The sequence below is a fragment of the Micromonospora saelicesensis genome (genome assembly GCF_900091575.1).
Lineage (GTDB): Bacteria > Actinomycetota > Actinomycetes > Mycobacteriales > Micromonosporaceae > Micromonospora > Micromonospora saelicesensis.
Map to the genome: position 1 here is coordinate 1 of NZ_FMCR01000006.1, position 16,118 is coordinate 16,118.

Genomic DNA, 16,118 nt, shown 5'->3' on the forward strand with positions numbered 1-16,118 from the left:
GCCAGCGTTCGTCCTGAGCCAGGATCAAACTCTCCAACAAAAAATTAGTTGAACAGCATCCTGACAACAAACAAATGTTGCCAAAGGAATCCCAACCAGCCAGACACAAAGCCTGACCAGTCCGGGGTATAAATCATAATTGGCACTGGCTTTACAAGCACCCTGTTGAGTTCTCAAAGAACAACCACACACCGACCAGAAGCCCCACCTCAGTGGAACCCCAACCGGGGCTATTTCCCGCTCCGTGACCGGCTCTTTCAGCGCCAGGCACTTTTACTACGTTACCCGCTCGTTTCCGCCGTGTCAAACCGATATTTCGCGGTTCGTCATGCTTCAACCGACTATGCGGATGGTGTTGCTTGCTCGAGTCCACGATGACGCACGTCGTTGCCGACGTTCGTTTCTGTCGTGGGAAGCCGCAGACCGGCCGATCGCCGCTTCGCGGCTCTCTGCCCGGCTCCTGCCGGCTCCGAAACTCTACCCGGTCGGCTCCGCGTTCGCAACCCCGTTTCCGAGGTGTTCCGCACCGCCCGATCCTCAGTCTCGCTCGGCGTTCCCGCCACGAGCCTGGCGCCCGTTCTCGGCCGGTTTGTCCGGCCTCCCCCGTGCAGAGAGAAAGTTACGCGGACGGCCCGGAGAAGGCAAATCAGGGTTCATCACTGGTTCGGACGAAGAGCGCCCGTCGGCCCCGGCGCGGCCGAGGACGCGAGCACCTCGACTCCCGGCGCAGCCGAGGACGCGAGCACCTCTACTCCCCGGCGCAGCCGAGGACGCGGGCCGCCTCGACGTGCCAGAGTGTCAGTCATGGATGAGTCCGGGCGCGGCGCCAGGGTGTTCGCCGAGGAGGCGCTGCTCGGCCTCATCGGGCCGTTCTGGCAGGTGGTGATCGGCGCGGTCGTGCTGGTCGTACTCGTGCTGTCGGTGGGACGACTGGCCCGACGGGGCAGGTCCCGGATGACCACGGCGCTGCTGGTCACCGCCGCGGTCATCGCCGGGTTCGCGGTGATCGGCGTCCTGCTGGAGGGCTGAGGTTCAGAGCCGGCGGATGGCCATGCTGGGCGCAGAGCCGGTGGTTGGTCAGACTGGGCAGCTCAGAGCCGGCGGTTGGCCAGGCTGGGCAGCTCGGCGCGGATCGTGTCGAGCCGCTCCAGGTCCAGGTCGACGACGGAGATTCCCGGGCCGTCCGGCACCTGGCCGACGACCGTCCCCCACGGGTCGACCACCATGCTGCGGCCGAAGCAGGTTCGACCTGGCTCGTGGTCGCCGGTTTGACCGGCCGCCGCCACGAAACACTGGTTCTCGATAGCCCTGGCCCGCAGCAGGACCTCCCAGTGGTCCCGGCCGGTGTGCATCATGAACGCGGCCGGAACCACCAGCAGCTGCGCGCCGCCATCGGACGCGAGCAGCCGGTACAGCTCCGGGAAGCGCAGGTCGTAGCAGATCGACAGGCCGACCCGCAGCCCCTCGACGTCGACCACCACCGGTTGGACCCCGGGCGCGACACTCGCCGACTCCCGGTAGGAGACCCGACCGGGGATCTCCACGTCGTACAGATGGATCTTGCGGTAGCTCGCGGCCAGACTGCCGGAACGGTCGAAGACCAGCGAGGTGTTCCAGGTGTGGTCCGGGTCCGGGCCGGCCTCGTGGAACGAGCCGGCCACCAACCAGATTCCGAGCCGCCGGGCGACCCCGGCGAAGAAGCTGCCCACCTCGCCGTCGACCGGCTCAGGTTCGGGCAGCCCAGCGGCAGGACCCAGGTAGTCGACGTACTCCGGGAGGACGGCGAGATCCGCGCCGCCGGCGGCGGCGCGCTCCAGTAGGGCCTCCGCGGCCGCCAGGTTGGCCTTACGGTCGTCCCGGGCGTTCAGCTGGCAGACGGCGACACGCATGAGCAAAGGGTACGGCTGGAGGGCTCTGACGGACAGCGTCACGCAGTCTGGCCGGCACGGCTGGTGGTCCCTGACGAACGGCGCCGAACACGATCACGCCGGCCGCTCAGGATCGAACGGCCGGCGTGACGCGGAGAGGATCAGGCGGACTTCTCTTCGCGGTCGCGCCGAGCCCGGCGCCCGGTGAACTCACGCGGCACGATCGTCGGGTTGACGTTCTCCAGGACAACCTCGCGGGTGATCAGCACGCGGGCGGCGTCGGGGTTGCTCGGCACCTCGTACATCGCGGAGAGCAGAACCTCCTCGATGATGGCCCGCAGACCGCGGGCACCGGTGCCCCGCAGCATCGCCTGATCGGCGATGGCTTCCAGCGCCGGCTCGTCGAACTCGAGCTCGACACCGTCCAGCTCGAACAGGCGCTGGTACTGCCGGACCAGGGCGTTGCGCGGCTCGGTGAGGATCCGAACGAGGGCGCTGCGGTCCAGGCTGCGAACGTTGGTGATCACCGGCAGCCGGCCGACGAACTCGGGGATCAGCCCGAACTTGAGCATGTCTTCCGGCATGACCTGGCTGAAGATGTCGTCGGTCGACCGCTCGGAGACCGACCGGAGTCGGGCACCGAAGCCGGTGCCGCCCTGCCCGGTGCGGGATTCGATGATCTGATCGAGACCAGCGAACGCGCCACCACAGATGAACAGCACGTTCGTGGTGTCGATCTGGATGAACTCCTGGTGTGGGTGCTTACGGCCACCCTGCGGCGGCACGTTGGCCACCGTGCCCTCGAGCATCTTGAGCAGGGCCTGCTGCACGCCCTCACCGGAGACGTCCCGGGTGATCGACGGATTCTCCGACTTGCGGGCGATCTTGTCGACCTCGTCAATGTAGATGATGCCGGTCTCGGCGCGCTTGATGTCGTAGTCGGCGGCCTGGATCAGCTTGAGGAGGATGTTCTCGACGTCCTCGCCCACGTAGCCCGCCTCGGTCAGCGCGGTGGCGTCGGCGATGGCGAACGGGACGTTCAACATCCGGGCGAGGGTCTGCGCCAGGTGGGTCTTGCCGCACCCCGTCGGACCGAGCAGCAGGATGTTGGACTTGGCCAGCTCGACGGCGTCACTGCCGGAGCCCGGCGCACCAGCCGCCTCGGCCTGGATCCGCTTGTAGTGGTTGTAGACCGCTACAGCGAGCGCCTTCTTGGCCTGATCCTGCCCCACGACGTAGGTGTCGAGGAACTGGCAGATCTCCATCGGCTTGGGAAGCTCTTCCCACTTCACCTCGCCGGACTCGGCCAGCTCCTCTTCGATGATCTCGTTGCAGAGATCGATGCACTCGTCGCAGATGTAGACCCCTGGGCCCGCGATGAGCTTCTTGACCTGCTTCTGCGACTTGCCGCAGAAGGAGCATTTCAGTAGGTCGCCGCCGTCACCGATCCGTGCCACCTACGTTCTCCCTGCACTCATCGGCCGGAGACCCGGCCCTGACCTGCGGACGTTGCGCGCCGCCCGGCTTAGTTCGCGCCGCCGGTCCAACCGGCGAAGCGGTACGGACCCGACGTTACCCGCTGGCGGGGCATTCTCCGACCCCCAAAACGGGTGTGTCAGAGGTCGGCCGGGAACGGATCCCCGGCCAACCTCTGACCCGGTACAGCTCAGCGGGCGGCGTTGGCCGCCAGCAGACCCTTCTTACGACTGGTCAGGATCGTGTCGACCAGCCCGTACTCCTTGGACTCCTCGGCCGTCATGATCTTGTCACGGTCGATGTCCTTGCGAACCTGCTCGATCGGGCGGTTGCAGTGGCGGGACAGCATGTCCTCCAGCTGCGTACGCATCCGCAGGATCTCCCGGGCCTGGATCTCGATGTCCGAGCCCTGCCCGTAGCCACCCTCGGTGGCCGGCTGGTGGATGATGATCCGCGAGTTCGGCAGGGCCATCCGCTTACCCGGAGTGCCCGCCGAGAGCAGCACCGCCGCCGCGCTCGCCGCCTGCCCGAGGCAGACCGTCGAGATGTCCGGACGGACGTACTGCATGGTGTCGTAGATCGCCGTCATGGCGGTGAACGAACCACCCGGCGAGTTGATGTACATGATGATGTCGCGGTCCGGGTCGGTGCCCTCGAGCGTCAGCAGCTGGGCCATCACGTCGTTGGCCGACGCGTCGTCCACCTGGACGCCGAGGAAGATGATCCGGTCCTCGAAGAGCTTGTTGTACGGGTTCGACTCCTTGACCCCGTACGACGTGCGCTCGACGAACGACGGCAGCACGTAGCGGTTGTGCACGGCCGCGAACTGGGGCGGCAGGCTCAGATCGGTCATCGTCAGCTCCTCAGCTCAGGGTCCCGGCGCCATCCGGAACCTGTGCGGCTCCGATGATCACCTTGTCGATGAAGCCGTAGTCCATGGCCTCCTGGGCGGTGAACCAACGGTCCCGGTCCGAGTCGGCCTCGATCTGCGACTGGCTCTGGCCGGTGTGGTGCGCGACCCGCTCCTGGAACATCCGCTTCGTGTAGAGCATCTGCTCCGCCTGGATGGCGATGTCGGACGCCGTGCCGCCCAGACCACCGGACGGCTGGTGCATCATGATCCGTGCGTGGGGCAGGGCGTACCGCTTGCCCTTGGTGCCCGCGCAGAGCAGCAGCTGACCCATCGAGGCAGCCATGCCCATCGCCACGGTCGACACGTCGTTGTCGATGAACTGCATGGTGTCGTAGATCGCCATGCCGGAGTAGACGGAGCCACCCGGCGAGTTGATCCACAGGTTGATGTCGCGGTCCGGGTCCTCCGCGGCGAGCAGCAGCAGCTGCGCGCAGATGCGGTTGGCGACCTGGTCGGTCACCTCACTGCCCAGGAAGATGATGCGTTCCTTGAGCAACCGGTTGTAGACCGAGTCGTCGAGGTTGCCAATGGAGTCGCCACCGCGCGCGTCAATCGCCCGGAGCGACTTCTTGGGGATGTGCATGTCGGTCATGGCAGCCCTTCGCTCTCCGTACCGTCTTTCCCGACACTAACCGCTGTGTGGGGCGGCAGAGTCCCGGTCGGGGCACTGTTCGCTCTCAGCGCAGCTGTGTCGGGCGTACCCGCGGCGCGGGCTTCCGGGCGTACCCGGCAGTGCTTGCTGCCCGGGACGTACCCGGAAAGGGAAACGGCCGCCGTCCGCCGCTGAGCGGCGGACGGCGGCCGCACCCGACGATCAGTGGTCGTGGTTGTGCTCCGCCTCGTTGGCGGCGCGCAGGGCGTCGAGGGTGATCCCGTTGCCGGCCGAGTCCTTGATCGTGATCTTCTCCATGACGGCCGCGAGCGCCTTGCCCCGCCGCACGTCGCCGAAGACCGCGGCGGCCGCGCCGGAGCGCACCAGCTGGTCGTAGTACTGCTGCGGGGCCATCCCGGCGCGCTGCGCCCGGTGCACGATCTCGTGCCCGAACTCGTCGTCGGAGACCTGCACGTCCTCCGCGTCGGCGAGCGTGTCCAGCAGGAGCTGGACCTTGACGCCCTCGGTCGCCGCCTCGGTCAGCTCGGCGTCGATCTGCTCCTCGGTCTTGTCCTCGGCCGCGAGGTACTCCTCCATCGAGGCGCCGATCCGCTCCAGCTGGTCGACCATCGCCTGCTTGCGGCTCTCGACCTCCTCGCGGACGACACCCTCCGGGGCCGGGATCTCGGCGGCCTCGACGAGCTGGGCCAGGGCCTTGTCCCGAGCGGCGTAGATCTGCTCGACCTGCTTGCCCTGGGTGACCCGGTTCCGCAGGTCGCCGCGCAGCTCCTCGATCGTGTCGAACTCGCTCGCCATCTGGGCGAACTCGTCGTTCAGCTCCGGCAGCTCCTTCTCCTTGACCGTGCGCACGGTCACCGCCACCTCGGCGTCCCGACCGGCGAAGTCGCCGCCGACCAGCTGGGTGGTGAAGGTGGTGTCGTCGCCGGCCGCGAGGCCGACCACGGCCTCGTCCAGGCCCGGCAGGAGCTGCTTGCTGCCCACCTCGTGGGAGATGTTGCTCGCCTGGCCGCCCGGCACGTCCTCGCCGTCGACGGTGGCGTTCAGGTCGATCTGGACGTAGTCGCCCTCGGCGGCGGCCCGCTCGACGGTCTTGAGGGTCGCGAAACGCTCGCGCAGGTTCTTCACCTGCTCGTCGATCTCGCTCTCGTCGATCTGCAGCTCGTCGACGGTCACCTCGATGGTGCTCGCGTCCGGGATGGTGATCTCCGGCCGGACGTCGACCTCGGCCGTGAAGTTCAGCGAGTCACCGTCGTTGAACTCGGTGATCTCGACCTCCGGGCGCCCCAGCGTCTTCAGGTCGTGCTCGCGCACCGCGGCGAGGATGTTCTCCGGGATGGCCTCCTGGACCGCCTCGTTGAGGACGGTGCCCCGGCCCACCCGCTGGTCGATCACCGCGGTCGGCACCTTGCCCCGGCGGAAGCCCGGAACCTGGACCTGCGAACCGATCTCCCGGTACGCCTTCTTGAGGCTCGGCTCGAGCTCGACGAACGGCACCTCGATGGCGAGCCGCACGCGCGTCGGGCTCAGAGTCTCGACGGTGCTCTTCACAGGCGTACTCCTTGACGGATCTCAGTTGAGTCTGGGCGTGATTCAGCCCATCGAGTGTAGGCGAGCCGGCCTGACGCTCCGGCATCGCCCGGGGGCCGCGCTGGGCGGCACCCGGGGCTGCCCGGCCGCGGACGACAGTCGGGGTGGCGGGATTTGAACCCACGGCCCCTCGCTCCCAAAGCGAGTGCGCTACCAAGCTGCGCCACACCCCGTGGCGACGTGCAGTCTATGCCGTCGCCACGCCTCAGTCGGTGCCGGGGCATCCCCCACCCGGACACATCACCCGAAAATTACCATTCCGCTCCACCTGCGTGCCGCCAAGATCCGTGGGGCGACTCCAAGATCCGCACAACTTCACGGATGTAGTGGTCTCCTGGCACGGCGAGGCCACTACATCCCGGATGTTGTGCGGATCTTGGGGCGCCGTGCCGGCGGGTCGCGGACGACGCGGCACCGCGGGGCGGCGACGCGGTTACGCGTCGGGCGTCGACATTGGGTACGCTAGGGGCGCGTCCTGCTTCGGCGGGATGCACGCGGGCGTAGCTCAATGGTAGAGCTTCAGTCTTCCAAACTGACTACGCGAGTTCGATTCTCGTCGCCCGCTCCACGCACGACGGCCCAGGTAGACCGCATGATCGCGGCACCTGGGCCGTTCCTGTCTCCCCCATCCCGGATCCTGCCGGCGCGACACCGATCCTCCTCCACGGCACGCCTGCGTGCCGCTGCCCGGGCCGCAATCGGCTGCGTTGTCGGTGAGGACCAGGTCCCGGAGGACCCAAGCCGGTACCGGCCCCAGTGAGCGTCGCCTACGCCCCTGTGCGGGGAGGCCGGACGGTCCGCGACTGCCCCACGAGGAGATCCGCTGGTCATGGCAGAGCGTGCAGTCAGCGCATCGAGGGGCGTGCATTACTGTCGCCGCGTGGCTGAGTTTCGAGCGCATGTCGGAGTGCACTACGGCTTCCTCGAGATCGCCGATGATCAGTCCTGGGGTCGGACCGATTGGCCCAACGTCTTCTTCGGCAGGCGCCCGACCGGCCTCATCGCCACCTCGCCGGGCGAAGTCTTCCTCGTCACGGGTCGCCATACCGGCACCGTGGGGTTCACGGTCAGGGTCAACGAGGGCGACCCAGGGCCTGACCTCGAGGGGTTCGAAGACGTGGTGGAGGTGCCGTTCGAGGCGTCCCGGTCGGAGTTGAGGCTCATTGAATGGGCCGGAGAAAAGTCCCACGCGCTGCCGAGACTTTCGGCCGGGCCCGGCTCGTACCGGATGCGCTACCACTGCCGGGGGATGGACGACGCCGGAAACAGCAGTTGGGACTACCGCGCGGTTGTCGACGAGTACCTGCTGCAGATCTGGCCGTCCCCCGCCACGCCGCCCGCCACGCTCAAGGTGACCAGCCGAGAAGGGCGTCGCCGGGTCTTCGAAAGCTGACTGGCGCGCCTCCCAGTCCGCTGACGCGGGCGGGCAGCCGACCAGCTGGGGCGCCAGAAGTTCGGAGTTCGCCGATACGGCTCCTGTGCAAACGCTGACGGGCGGCCGAGACTGTAGCGATGTCACCCGATGGTGAGGGCGCCCCGCGCAGGCAGGTCCACACTGCCGCTCTGCTCATCGTCGCCGGCGTGCTCGTCCTCTTCGTCCCGGCGGGCGACGAGGGCAGGGTGCTCGTGCCCATCAGCGAGGGTCACGGGCTGTCCGCCGTCGACGGGATCGGCGCAGGGTTGCTGGCAGTGGGCGGCACCTGGCTGGAGGTGCTGGTGGTACGACGCCTGCCGTACCTCGCGCTCCCCCCGCGGGCCCTGTTCGCACTCGGCCTGCTGGCCGGCCTCGGCGTGGGGCTCCTGGTCGCCTCGGTGTTCGCCGGGTTCTTCTGGTGGTGGGCGGTCGGCGCCGCCACGCTCGGAACTGCCCTCCTCGTCCTCGTGCCCCTCACTGCGCGCCGTTGAGAGAGACGCGCCGCAGCTCGTACGGGTCACGGCGGTTCTGACACACGGCAAGGCCCAGGTGAACCGCCGGTGGCGGCACCTGGACCCACTCGGCGAGGCCGAGTCGCCGTGTCACTTCAGGTGGAACCGTTCGTCGACAGCGAGAGCCGCCAACTGCGGCACGGAGAACGGCAGCTTCGTCAACGCCGGCCGGCTCTCGTCCAGCCGCACGCCCTGCGCCACGAAGACCACCACGCCGTCCGGGTGCCGGTACGCCGACCACTGGTCGAGCCGATCGTCGCTGCCCGGTCGGACCACCACGCCGACCCGCACGGCTCCGACGGTCTCGACCTGGCACTCGCCCCGCATGCCCCAGAACTTCTGGGCCAGGTCGCACGGCTCGGTCGGCAACTGGTTGCCGGCGGCGTGCACCTCGACGATCAGGCGACCGGTGCCCTTGCCCTGCGCCACGGCCACCGAGGACGAGTAACTCCACACGTCGACGCCGTCCACCTTGGCCTCGAACTGCGCCTGGTGGGTCCGCAGCGTCCGCTCCTCGGCGGACCGGCCCGACGGGTCCTCCGGAGTGGTGTAGCCGGACGGTACGACCGAGATAGCCTCGGTGAGCAGGTGAGCGCCCTGCTCGTACCTGGACCCGGCCCGCGCGGTCCGGTCCTCCTGCGGTTGCCCGTCCGGCCCGGTCGGCCAGGGCTCCTTGGTGTCCGGAGAAGCCAGTGGCCCCTGGCCCGCCGGTTGGTAGACGTGGCCGTCCGGGGTGGCGACCGCCGCGAAGCCGGTGACCGCCAGCACGACAGCCGCCGATCCGAGGGACGCCCACAGCGCGCGTCGACGGAAGTGCGTCCGCCGTGCCGCGTGGAGCGCGGCTGTCGTACTCAATGGTGGTGGTGGGGTTGTCCCCGCCATCTCGCTGCGCAGCCCCTCGCGCAACTGCTGCTCGTTCATCGCTCCCCCATCTCGATCCCGCTGTAGGTGGGTGTCAGGAGGCCGCGCAAGGTGTCGAGCCCGCGTGCCGCCTGGCTCTTCACCGTCCCTGGAGAACACTCCAGCAGCGCCGCGACGTCCTCGATCGACAGGTCCTCCCAGTACCGCAGAACCAGCACGGCCCGCTGACGCGGTGCCACCCGGGCCAGCGCCTGGAGCAGCACCAGTCGGCTCTCCGGCGAGTCGGGCGGGGCCACCTGCTCGGCGTCCTCGCCACCCACCCGTTCACGCCGCCACCAGCCGCGGCGGCGCTCGTCGAGGAAGGTCCGGATCAGGATCTGGCGCACGTAGCTGTCGAGCACCTCGTGCCGGGAGATCCGGTTCCAGACCCGGTAGAGCTTGACGAACGTGGTCTGGACCAGGTCCTCGGCACGGTGCCAGTCGCCGCACAGCAGGTACGCGGTGCCGCGCATGGCACCGGACCGTGCCGCGAAGTACTCGGCGAACGCCTCGTCGCGATCGCTCATTCAGGCCTCCGATCCCTGTTTCGAGTTAGTCACGCGGGGTCTGGCCCAGGGGGTTGCTCCGAATCTCGCGGACATGTCACGGGATCAACGCCGGGAAGGCGCGGAGGACGCCTTGACAGGTGTCGATCTGTGCACTGGTGTAAGGACCAAGCACATCGACGTCCGTCACAGGAGGGCACATGATCGTCCGACGACGGTGGACAGCTGCCGCCACCACAGTGATCCTGTTCAGCGCAGTGTTGTCCCATCCGGCTTCCGGAGCGGCCGCACCCGCCGACCCGGCCGCCCCGATCGCTCTGAGCGCCACCGAAACCGCAGTGGTCCGAGTCCAGCTCCGCGATCAGGCCCAACTGGACCGGCTCGTCGCCACCGGTGCGGACCTGGCCAACCGGCCCCGGGCGCGGGACGGCCGGATCATCGCCGACCTGGTGCTCAGCGGCGCGCAACTCGACGAACTGACCGCGCAGGGCGCGACGGCCGTGCAGGTCGTGCAGCGCGCCGGGGACGGCAACCGGCACTACGCCGACAGCGTCCGCGCGGCTCAGGCCCGCACCGCAGCCGGGCTGCGCGCGCCGGCCGCCGGCCAGCGGTCCACCGCCGCCGCCACTGCCGTGGACACCCTCCAGGTGCAGCAGGCGTACTGGTGGACCACGACCGGACAGACCTTCCTGCAGGCCCAGGTGGCCACCACCGCCACCGACGACCCGGACGTGGAGATCACCGTCAGTTGGCGCACGGCGGACGGCGCCACCGGCTCGTTCCCGCTGTACCGGTTCGAGGACTCCGGCGAGTACCAGTACCACTACGCGCTCCCCCAGCCGGTGCCGAGCCGACCGGTTCAGCTGAGCGCCACCTCAAGCCTCGGCGGGGTCAGCCGGGCGGTCACCCCGACGCCCTGGCCGAACGCCTCCCCGCCGCCGCTGCCGGCCGGCTACCAGAAGGACTTCATCGACGCGTACCTGACGCCGGTGGACATCCAGGCGCGGATCAAGCGGCTGGCCCGCCAGTACCGGGACCTGGTGGACGTGATCGACCTGCCGAACAAGACCCAGGGATACCGACGCAACGCCGTCGGCTACCTGGGCGACCCGGCGGTGGCCGCCCTGGTGGTCGAGTCGGTCCGCTTCGGCGACCAGAACATGAACGGTGTCCAGGTGCGGACCGTCGACCCGGGCCGGGCGAACCGGCCACTGACCGTCGGCTACCGCGACCGCGTCCTCACCGTGTCACTGGCCACCGACACCGCAGGCAAGACGGTGAGCACCACCGACGAGGTCGCGGCGGCGATCAACGCCCGTCAGCCGGACCGGTTCCGGGCCATCGTCGAGGACGGCTCGGCCGGGCTGCCGATGCCCGTCGCCGGCCCCACCCGACTCGACGACGGCCTCCAGGGCACCGAGGTGCCGGCGCGGCCGTGGACGGTGCAGGCGCTGCGCCTCGGCGTACACCGGGACGGTTCCCGGGTCGGGGTGCTCGCCTACTCCCAGGAACACGCCCGGGAGTGGGCCACCCCGCTGGTGACGCTGGAGTTCGCCGAGCGGATGCTGGCCAACGCCCGGACCGACCCGGCCACCCGTGAGCTGCTGGAGCAGGTCGACATCTTCGTCATCCCGATGGTCAACCCGGACGGCGCGAACTACTCGTTCAACGACTTCAACTTCCAGCGCAAGAACCTCGTCAACCACTGCACCGGTGCGGCCCGCGACCCGAAGAACCGCACCTCGTGGGGCGTCGACATCAACCGCAACTACACAGTCGGTTCGTACTTCGACGGCTATGTGGGCGCCAGCGCCAACTGCCTGTCCGGCACCTACGCGGGCACCGCCGAGCTGTCCGAGGCGGAGAGCGGCAACGTGATCGCGCTCGCTCAGGACCACCCGAACATCAAGTTCGCGATGAACGTGCACTCCTACGGCGGGTACTTCATGTGGCCGCCGGGGGCGTACCGGGCCGACGGCAGGGTCACCCTGCCGCGACCGTCGATCGACGAGTCGACGCTGTTCCTCAACAGCGCCCGGCGGATCGTCGGCGCCATCGCCCAGGAGCGCGGCACCGTCACCTGGCCGTCGCAGACCGGACCGGTCGCCGACGTGCTGTACTCCGCCGCCGGCAACTCGGCCGACCAGCTCTACTACGAGCTGGGCATCTTCGCCTGGGACTTCGAGGTCGGCAACGACCGGTGGAACCCGGCGACCAACCAGTGGGAGGGCGTCGGCTTCCAGCCGCCGTTCGACGAGGCGCACGGCGAATCCCAGGAGTACGCCGGCGGGCTGGTGGAGATGGTCCGGGTGGCCCGCGACTACGCCGCCGCCGAATCCGCCGGCTGATCCCTCAGCGGTGCCGCGTCCACTCGTCGGGGCGCGGCATCGCTGGCCGGATTTCACCCGTTTCCCCCGGGTGCCCGGCGGGTAGGGCCCGTTCATGGACACGAACACCACGGCCCACCTGGTGGGCGGCCCCCGAGACGGCAGCACCCACGAGACCGGCAACGAGGCACTCGTCGAGGTGGAGATCGACGGCCTGATGCATCGCTACATCAAGACCACCAAGCAGCACGACGATGGTCGACCGCTCTACAACTACGACGGGGCGGTCGCCCCGGACGGCGGCGAGCCCGGCGTCGAGGATCCGGCCGCCCGGGTCGCGTCGCCCCGAGCCGACGCCGAGGGGCACGGCGGCACCCACTGACCGCCGCACCATCGGGCACACGCAGGCCCACGAAGGAGGTACCGGTCGGAGCGGCCGGCCACGGATGAACCGCGGCCGGCCGGGTAAGCAGCGACCTTGCCTGGTGGGGAGACGACCGGGTGCACGGGTGGGCGGTCTCGGACCGGCCCGCCCGTGCACGCCCGGTCAGTTCGAGGAGATCCAGTTCCAGGCCGAGACGACCCACTCGGTCTGCTGGAGCCACGCCACGCCGAGGCCGACGAGGAACACCGCCGTCGCCAGGTGGGCACCTCGGGCGCTACGCCGGACCCGGCCCAGCTGCCGCTCCAGCACCACCCGGCCGACCAGCCGGAACAGGGCGAACAGGCCGACCGCCACCAGCAGGCTGAGCACCAGCACCAGCAGCGGGCCGCTCAGGTCACCCTGACCGGACAGCGCCCAGATCCCCCAACACACGAACGCGAAGAGGCCTGCCGCCGCGCTCCACTCACCGCCGCGCCGCAACTGCGCCATCCGGGAGCTGAGCGAGCGACGGGGCACCGCTTCGCCGGGCCAACCCGTGCCGGTCGGCTCCTGCTCGACCACCGGGAACGGCTCCGTCCGCGGGGTGCGCGGCTCACCGACCGGAGCGACCCCCCGGCGGAACCCGTCACGCTGCGGCGGCACCCCGACGCCGGCCTGCGGTGGCACCTCCACGGTCCGCTCCGCCCACGGCTGCGTCTGGTCTGCCATCTCGTCCTCCCCCTGACCGACGGCAACAGCACCGCCTTGATTCGAGGGTAGCCAGCCGGCAAATCGGTCGCCGACCCCGGCCGGGACGCGCGGCCCCGCGACGGTGCCGGATCGAACCCGGCCAGGGTACGGTCGGCTGATGGGTGACCCCGACCGACGACGGCGACGGCTGCGCCACCACGCCGACACCGAGACGGCCAGACCGGGTGCGGACGGCCCGACGGTCAGCACGCCGGGCGTGCACGACGGTGACGAGCCGCCGCCGCGACGCAGAAGCACGGGCGGCGACGAGCGCGACGGCGAGCGGGGGCTGCGCGGGTTGGTCGGTTCCGGCTCGTCCCAGGTGGGGCTGAGCGCCGCGCTACGGGCCCGGGACGCGGCCCGCCCCACCGACGACGACCTGGCCGAGGCGGAAGCCCGGGTGGTGGTCGTGCGGCGAAACTGGGTGCCTCGCGAGGAGTTGCCCCGCTCGCCGCGCTGAGCGCCGCACGGTCAGGGCAGGTCGGGCAGCTTCCGGGTCCGCTCGTACTCGGCCACCTGGGCGATCCGACGAGCGTGCCGCTCGTTGCCGGAGAACGGCGTGTTCAGGAACGCCTCGACGATGGCGGTCGCCTCGTCCAGCGTGTGCTGGCGGGCACCGATGGCGACGACGTTCGCGTCGTTGTGCTGGCGGGCCAGTTGAGCGGTCTCGACGCTCCAGGCCAGCGCGGCGCGGACGCCGGCGACCTTGTTCGCGGCGATCTGCTCACCGTTGCCGGAGCCACCGATGACCACTGCGAGGCCCGTCTCGTCGGCCACCACCTGGTCGCCTGTGTGCAGGCAGAACGTGGGGTAGTCGTCGTCCGGGTCGTAGCTGTGCGGGCCGACGTCGACCACGTCGTAGCCCTGCATGGCCAGGTGGTTGGCCAGGTGCACCTTCAACTCGAAACCGGCGTGATCGGATCCCAGGTAGACGCGCATACCGGGCAGTCTGTCAGGCCGTGCTCGGGGACGTCACAGGGGCGGCGTCCCCGAGCCGGGTTCGTCACACGGTCGTGAGGATGGCACTCAACGCGGCAGCTCGGCGACGACCAGACCGCCGCGCGCCTTCGGGGTGAACCAGGTGCTCTTGCGGGGCATCTTCTCCCTGGCCAGGTTGACCGCGACGAAATCCGCCACGGTCACCGGCGCGATCAGGATGGCCAACTCGGCCCGGCCGGCGTCGACCTCACCGGTGAGCCAGCTCGCCGGGTAGTCACCGCCGACGTAGGTGATCCGCTTGTCACCCGGGTCCAGACCGAGCGCGTCGCGCAGCACCAGCCGCTCGACCAGGGCGTGGTCCAGGTTTTCCAGGCGAGCGGAGGCGGTGGCGGGCAGGCGCACCGCGTACCCCTGGCCGTCGAGGCGGAGGTGCACGGTGCCGCCGGCCGCCGGGACCTCGACCGGGCCGTCGATCGGCTCGACCTCGGCGCCCGCGGCCCGCAGCCGGTCGAGCAGCTCGGCCGGGGTGGTGGTCAGCTCGCTGACCAGCCGGTTGTACGGCTGGATGGCCACCGACGCGGGAGTGGTGACCACGGCCAGGAAGCGCGGCAGCCCTCCGGTCTGGGCGGCCAGGCTGCGGTGGTTGCCGTCCGCGACGACCAGGTCCCCACCACCGGCGAGAGCGGTCAGTGTGGCCTGCTCCGGGCCGGGGCCGAGTAGCCAGATGGCGTGCGTGCGCCCCGCCTGGTCGGTGTCCGTCGCGGCGGGCGCGCCGGCCGTGTCCGTCGCCGCCGCGAGCGCGGCGTGCAGCTCGTCGCCACGCCCGGTCTGAAGCAGGAGTACGGGTGAGAGCAGATGACCCAGCGCGTCGGCCAGCGCCACCCGCTCGCGCACCTTGGCGATGAAGACGTCCTCGTTGCGGATGACCAGGCCCGGCTCGTCTGCCCGGGTGGAGATCTGGTCGGTGTCCACCATCGCGAACAGCCCGTACGCCGGCTCCTCACCGGGCGCGCTGATCCGGTAGAGCACCACCACCTGCTCGGCGGGGGTGTAACTGCCGTCGGCCTTGGCCTCGGCGAGGCGGGCCACCGCGTCCGGCAGCGCGTCGAGGAACGACTTGCCCAGGCTCTGCGGGGCGCGGTGCGGCATCTCGATGCCGAGAGCGCTGTGCGGGTTCGACTCGATGATCGCGGTGATCTCCGCGTCGTCGGCGAACTCGTCGTAGTTTTGCGCGCCGGTGCCGCCAGTGGTGACCCAGGCCCGGGTGATCGGATGCACGACCGTCATGTCCACTGACGCTACCGGCGACGGTGTCGCCGCCGACGGGGACCCGCGGGGCGTCCACCAGATGAAAGCGCCCGGTGGGGCCCGGGTGGTCAGCTGGCGCGGTCGGAGGTGCCCCGGCGGTGCTTACCCGCGCTCACCGGCCCACCGTTGCCACGCCGACCGGTCCCGATGGGCCCGGTGTTCAGGGCGCGGCGGGGCGACGCGGGCGGTCCCGGCACGGGACGGTCGGGAGGAGGCGTGGGAACGGGCCGTGGGCTCAGCGGCGGCGTCGGCACCGGGCGCGGAGGAGCCGGCGCCGGCGGCGGAGGTGCCGGTTCGGCCGGTGCGGCCCCCGACGGCACCAGCGCCGGCGCGTCGGTCGGCACCGCGTCGACGGACGACGGCAGTGGGTCGACCGCCATGGGCGGGGTGAGCCGGGAGGTCACCGGGACCCGGGCCACGCCCACCACGATGGGCGGCGCGAGTAGATCCACCAGATGGGCGGGCAGGTCCGGGCGGACCGTCGGCCAGCGGGAGTCGTCAACGGACCAGTAGTCCCTGCCGGGAGTCTCGATCACCCCCTGCCGGGTCAACTGATCGTCACCGGACGCACGGTGCTTGGCCATCGGGATTTGCCTCCACGAACTGCGGCGTGCGGCCCTACGGGTCGCTGCGGCGGACAC

Annotated in this window: 17 protein-coding genes and 2 tRNA genes; 7 read left to right on the forward strand and 12 right to left on the reverse strand. The window is 70.0% G+C overall.

From position 1 onward, the window contains the following. The first annotated feature begins 804 nt into the window (after nt 1-804). Nucleotides 805-1,029 (forward strand): hypothetical protein, encoded by a 225-nt coding sequence (locus tag GA0070561_RS23960; RefSeq protein ID WP_091405373.1) that lies wholly within the window; start codon nt 805-807, stop codon nt 1,027-1,029. Nucleotides 1,030-1,091: 62 nt separating this feature from the next. On the opposite strand, the gene GA0070561_RS23965 is transcribed toward GA0070561_RS23960, so the two are convergent. From GA0070561_RS23965 to GA0070561_RS23990, 6 genes are all read right to left on the reverse strand, one after another. Continuing rightward, on the reverse strand, nt 1,092-1,889 hold the full coding sequence (locus GA0070561_RS23965) for a carbon-nitrogen hydrolase family protein (protein WP_091405377.1): 798 nt from the start codon (nt 1,887-1,889) through the stop codon (nt 1,092-1,094). Nucleotides 1,890-2,029: 140 nt separating this feature from the next. Next, nucleotides 2,030-3,325: an ATP-dependent Clp protease ATP-binding subunit ClpX gene (clpX, locus tag GA0070561_RS23970; protein ID WP_030333537.1), complete on the reverse strand. Its 1,296-nt coding sequence runs from the start codon at nt 3,323-3,325 to the stop codon at nt 2,030-2,032. 209 nt (nt 3,326-3,534) lie between these two features. Then, nucleotides 3,535-4,197: an ATP-dependent Clp protease proteolytic subunit gene (locus GA0070561_RS23975; RefSeq protein WP_030333536.1), complete on the reverse strand. Its 663-nt coding sequence runs from the start codon at nt 4,195-4,197 to the stop codon at nt 3,535-3,537. Between the two features lie 10 nt (nt 4,198-4,207). After that, complete coding sequence (locus GA0070561_RS23980) at nt 4,208-4,849, reverse strand: ATP-dependent Clp protease proteolytic subunit (RefSeq protein ID WP_007464111.1); 642 nt, start codon at nt 4,847-4,849, stop codon at nt 4,208-4,210. Nucleotides 4,850-5,071: 222 nt separating this feature from the next. Then, nucleotides 5,072-6,418: a trigger factor gene (gene tig, locus GA0070561_RS23985; protein WP_091405381.1), complete on the reverse strand. Its 1,347-nt coding sequence runs from the start codon at nt 6,416-6,418 to the stop codon at nt 5,072-5,074. A gap of 138 nt (nt 6,419-6,556) precedes the next feature. Continuing rightward, nucleotides 6,557-6,630: transfer RNA gene (locus GA0070561_RS23990), tRNA-Pro, on the reverse strand. A 321-nt stretch (nt 6,631-6,951) separates the two neighbouring features. On the opposite strand from GA0070561_RS23990, the gene GA0070561_RS23995 reads away from it, so the two are divergent. From GA0070561_RS23995 to GA0070561_RS24005, 3 genes are all read left to right on the forward strand, one after another. Beyond that, nucleotides 6,952-7,025: transfer RNA gene (locus GA0070561_RS23995), tRNA-Gly, on the forward strand. Between the two features lie 312 nt (nt 7,026-7,337). Then, nucleotides 7,338-7,850 (forward strand): hypothetical protein, encoded by a 513-nt coding sequence (locus tag GA0070561_RS24000; protein ID WP_141710447.1) that lies wholly within the window; start codon nt 7,338-7,340, stop codon nt 7,848-7,850. 119 nt (nt 7,851-7,969) lie between these two features. Then, nucleotides 7,970-8,362 (forward strand): hypothetical protein, encoded by a 393-nt coding sequence (locus GA0070561_RS24005; protein ID WP_091405386.1) that lies wholly within the window; start codon nt 7,970-7,972, stop codon nt 8,360-8,362. 111 nt (nt 8,363-8,473) lie between these two features. Here the strand turns inward: GA0070561_RS24005 and GA0070561_RS24010 are convergent, their stop codons facing one another. Both GA0070561_RS24010 and GA0070561_RS24015 read right to left on the reverse strand, forming a co-directional pair. Continuing rightward, nucleotides 8,474-9,304 (reverse strand): hypothetical protein, encoded by an 831-nt coding sequence (locus GA0070561_RS24010; RefSeq protein ID WP_091405388.1) that lies wholly within the window; start codon nt 9,302-9,304, stop codon nt 8,474-8,476. Further along, nucleotides 9,301-9,810 (reverse strand): SigE family RNA polymerase sigma factor, encoded by a 510-nt coding sequence (locus GA0070561_RS24015; RefSeq protein WP_091405391.1) that lies wholly within the window; start codon nt 9,808-9,810, stop codon nt 9,301-9,303. The genes GA0070561_RS24010 and GA0070561_RS24015 overlap by 4 nt, the downstream gene beginning before the upstream one ends. 179 nt (nt 9,811-9,989) lie before the next feature. On the opposite strand from GA0070561_RS24015, the gene GA0070561_RS24020 reads away from it, so the two are divergent. Together GA0070561_RS24020 and GA0070561_RS24025 are read left to right on the forward strand one after the other, a co-directional pair. Next, nucleotides 9,990-12,137 (forward strand): M14 family zinc carboxypeptidase, encoded by a 2,148-nt coding sequence (locus tag GA0070561_RS24020; protein ID WP_091405394.1) that lies wholly within the window; start codon nt 9,990-9,992, stop codon nt 12,135-12,137. A 94-nt stretch (nt 12,138-12,231) separates the two neighbouring features. Further along, nucleotides 12,232-12,498: a hypothetical protein gene (locus tag GA0070561_RS24025; protein ID WP_091405397.1), complete on the forward strand. Its 267-nt coding sequence runs from the start codon at nt 12,232-12,234 to the stop codon at nt 12,496-12,498. 165 nt (nt 12,499-12,663) lie between these two features. On the opposite strand, the gene GA0070561_RS24030 is transcribed toward GA0070561_RS24025, so the two are convergent. Next, entirely contained in the window at nt 12,664-13,209 is a 546-nt protein-coding gene (locus GA0070561_RS24030) for a hypothetical protein (protein WP_091405400.1), read from the reverse strand. Nucleotides 13,210-13,348: 139 nt separating this feature from the next. Between GA0070561_RS24030 and GA0070561_RS24035 the strand changes: the two genes are divergently transcribed. After that, nucleotides 13,349-13,690 carry a hypothetical protein gene (locus GA0070561_RS24035; RefSeq protein ID WP_091405403.1) on the forward strand — a complete coding sequence of 114 codons (342 nt, stop codon included), beginning with the start codon at nt 13,349-13,351 and terminating at the stop codon, nt 13,688-13,690. A gap of 11 nt (nt 13,691-13,701) precedes the next feature. Here the strand turns inward: GA0070561_RS24035 and GA0070561_RS24040 are convergent, their stop codons facing one another. The 3 genes from GA0070561_RS24040 to GA0070561_RS24050 all read right to left on the reverse strand — a co-directional run bounded on the left by GA0070561_RS24040 (nt 13,702) and on the right by GA0070561_RS24050 (nt 16,061). After that, on the reverse strand, nt 13,702-14,169 hold the full coding sequence (locus tag GA0070561_RS24040) for a ribose-5-phosphate isomerase (RefSeq protein ID WP_091405408.1): 468 nt from the start codon (nt 14,167-14,169) through the stop codon (nt 13,702-13,704). Nucleotides 14,170-14,256: 87 nt separating this feature from the next. After that, on the reverse strand, nt 14,257-15,456 hold the full coding sequence (locus GA0070561_RS24045) for a DUF1015 family protein (protein ID WP_091405411.1): 1,200 nt from the start codon (nt 15,454-15,456) through the stop codon (nt 14,257-14,259). 89 nt (nt 15,457-15,545) lie between these two features. Continuing rightward, nucleotides 15,546-16,061, reverse strand: a complete 516-nt coding sequence (locus GA0070561_RS24050; RefSeq protein ID WP_181539386.1) for a hypothetical protein — start codon at nt 16,059-16,061, stop codon at nt 15,546-15,548. Nucleotides 16,062-16,118 lie beyond the last annotated feature (57 nt).

Coding starts and splice junctions, on each gene's coding strand:
- GA0070561_RS24050 (WP_181539386.1), bottom strand. CDS start 16,061: ATGGCCAAGCACCGTGCGTCCGGTGACGATCAGTTGACCCGGCAGGGG.
- GA0070561_RS23975 (WP_030333536.1), bottom strand. CDS start 4,197: ATGACCGATCTGAGCCTGCCGCCCCAGTTCGCGGCCGTGCACAACCGC.
- GA0070561_RS23960 (WP_091405373.1), top strand. CDS start 805: ATGGATGAGTCCGGGCGCGGCGCCAGGGTGTTCGCCGAGGAGGCGCTG.
- GA0070561_RS24040 (WP_091405408.1), bottom strand. CDS start 14,169: ATGCGCGTCTACCTGGGATCCGATCACGCCGGTTTCGAGTTGAAGGTG.
- GA0070561_RS24045 (WP_091405411.1), bottom strand. CDS start 15,456: ATGACGGTCGTGCATCCGATCACCCGGGCCTGGGTCACCACTGGCGGC.
- GA0070561_RS23965 (WP_091405377.1), bottom strand. CDS start 1,889: ATGCGTGTCGCCGTCTGCCAGCTGAACGCCCGGGACGACCGTAAGGCC.
- GA0070561_RS24025 (WP_091405397.1), top strand. CDS start 12,232: ATGGACACGAACACCACGGCCCACCTGGTGGGCGGCCCCCGAGACGGC.
- GA0070561_RS24015 (WP_091405391.1), bottom strand. CDS start 9,810: ATGAGCGATCGCGACGAGGCGTTCGCCGAGTACTTCGCGGCACGGTCC.
- GA0070561_RS24030 (WP_091405400.1), bottom strand. CDS start 13,209: ATGGCAGACCAGACGCAGCCGTGGGCGGAGCGGACCGTGGAGGTGCCA.
- GA0070561_RS24005 (WP_091405386.1), top strand. CDS start 7,970: ATGTCACCCGATGGTGAGGGCGCCCCGCGCAGGCAGGTCCACACTGCC.
- GA0070561_RS24020 (WP_091405394.1), top strand. CDS start 9,990: ATGATCGTCCGACGACGGTGGACAGCTGCCGCCACCACAGTGATCCTG.
- GA0070561_RS24010 (WP_091405388.1), bottom strand. CDS start 9,304: ATGAACGAGCAGCAGTTGCGCGAGGGGCTGCGCAGCGAGATGGCGGGG.
- GA0070561_RS24035 (WP_091405403.1), top strand. CDS start 13,349: ATGGGTGACCCCGACCGACGACGGCGACGGCTGCGCCACCACGCCGAC.
- GA0070561_RS23980 (WP_007464111.1), bottom strand. CDS start 4,849: ATGACCGACATGCACATCCCCAAGAAGTCGCTCCGGGCGATTGACGCG.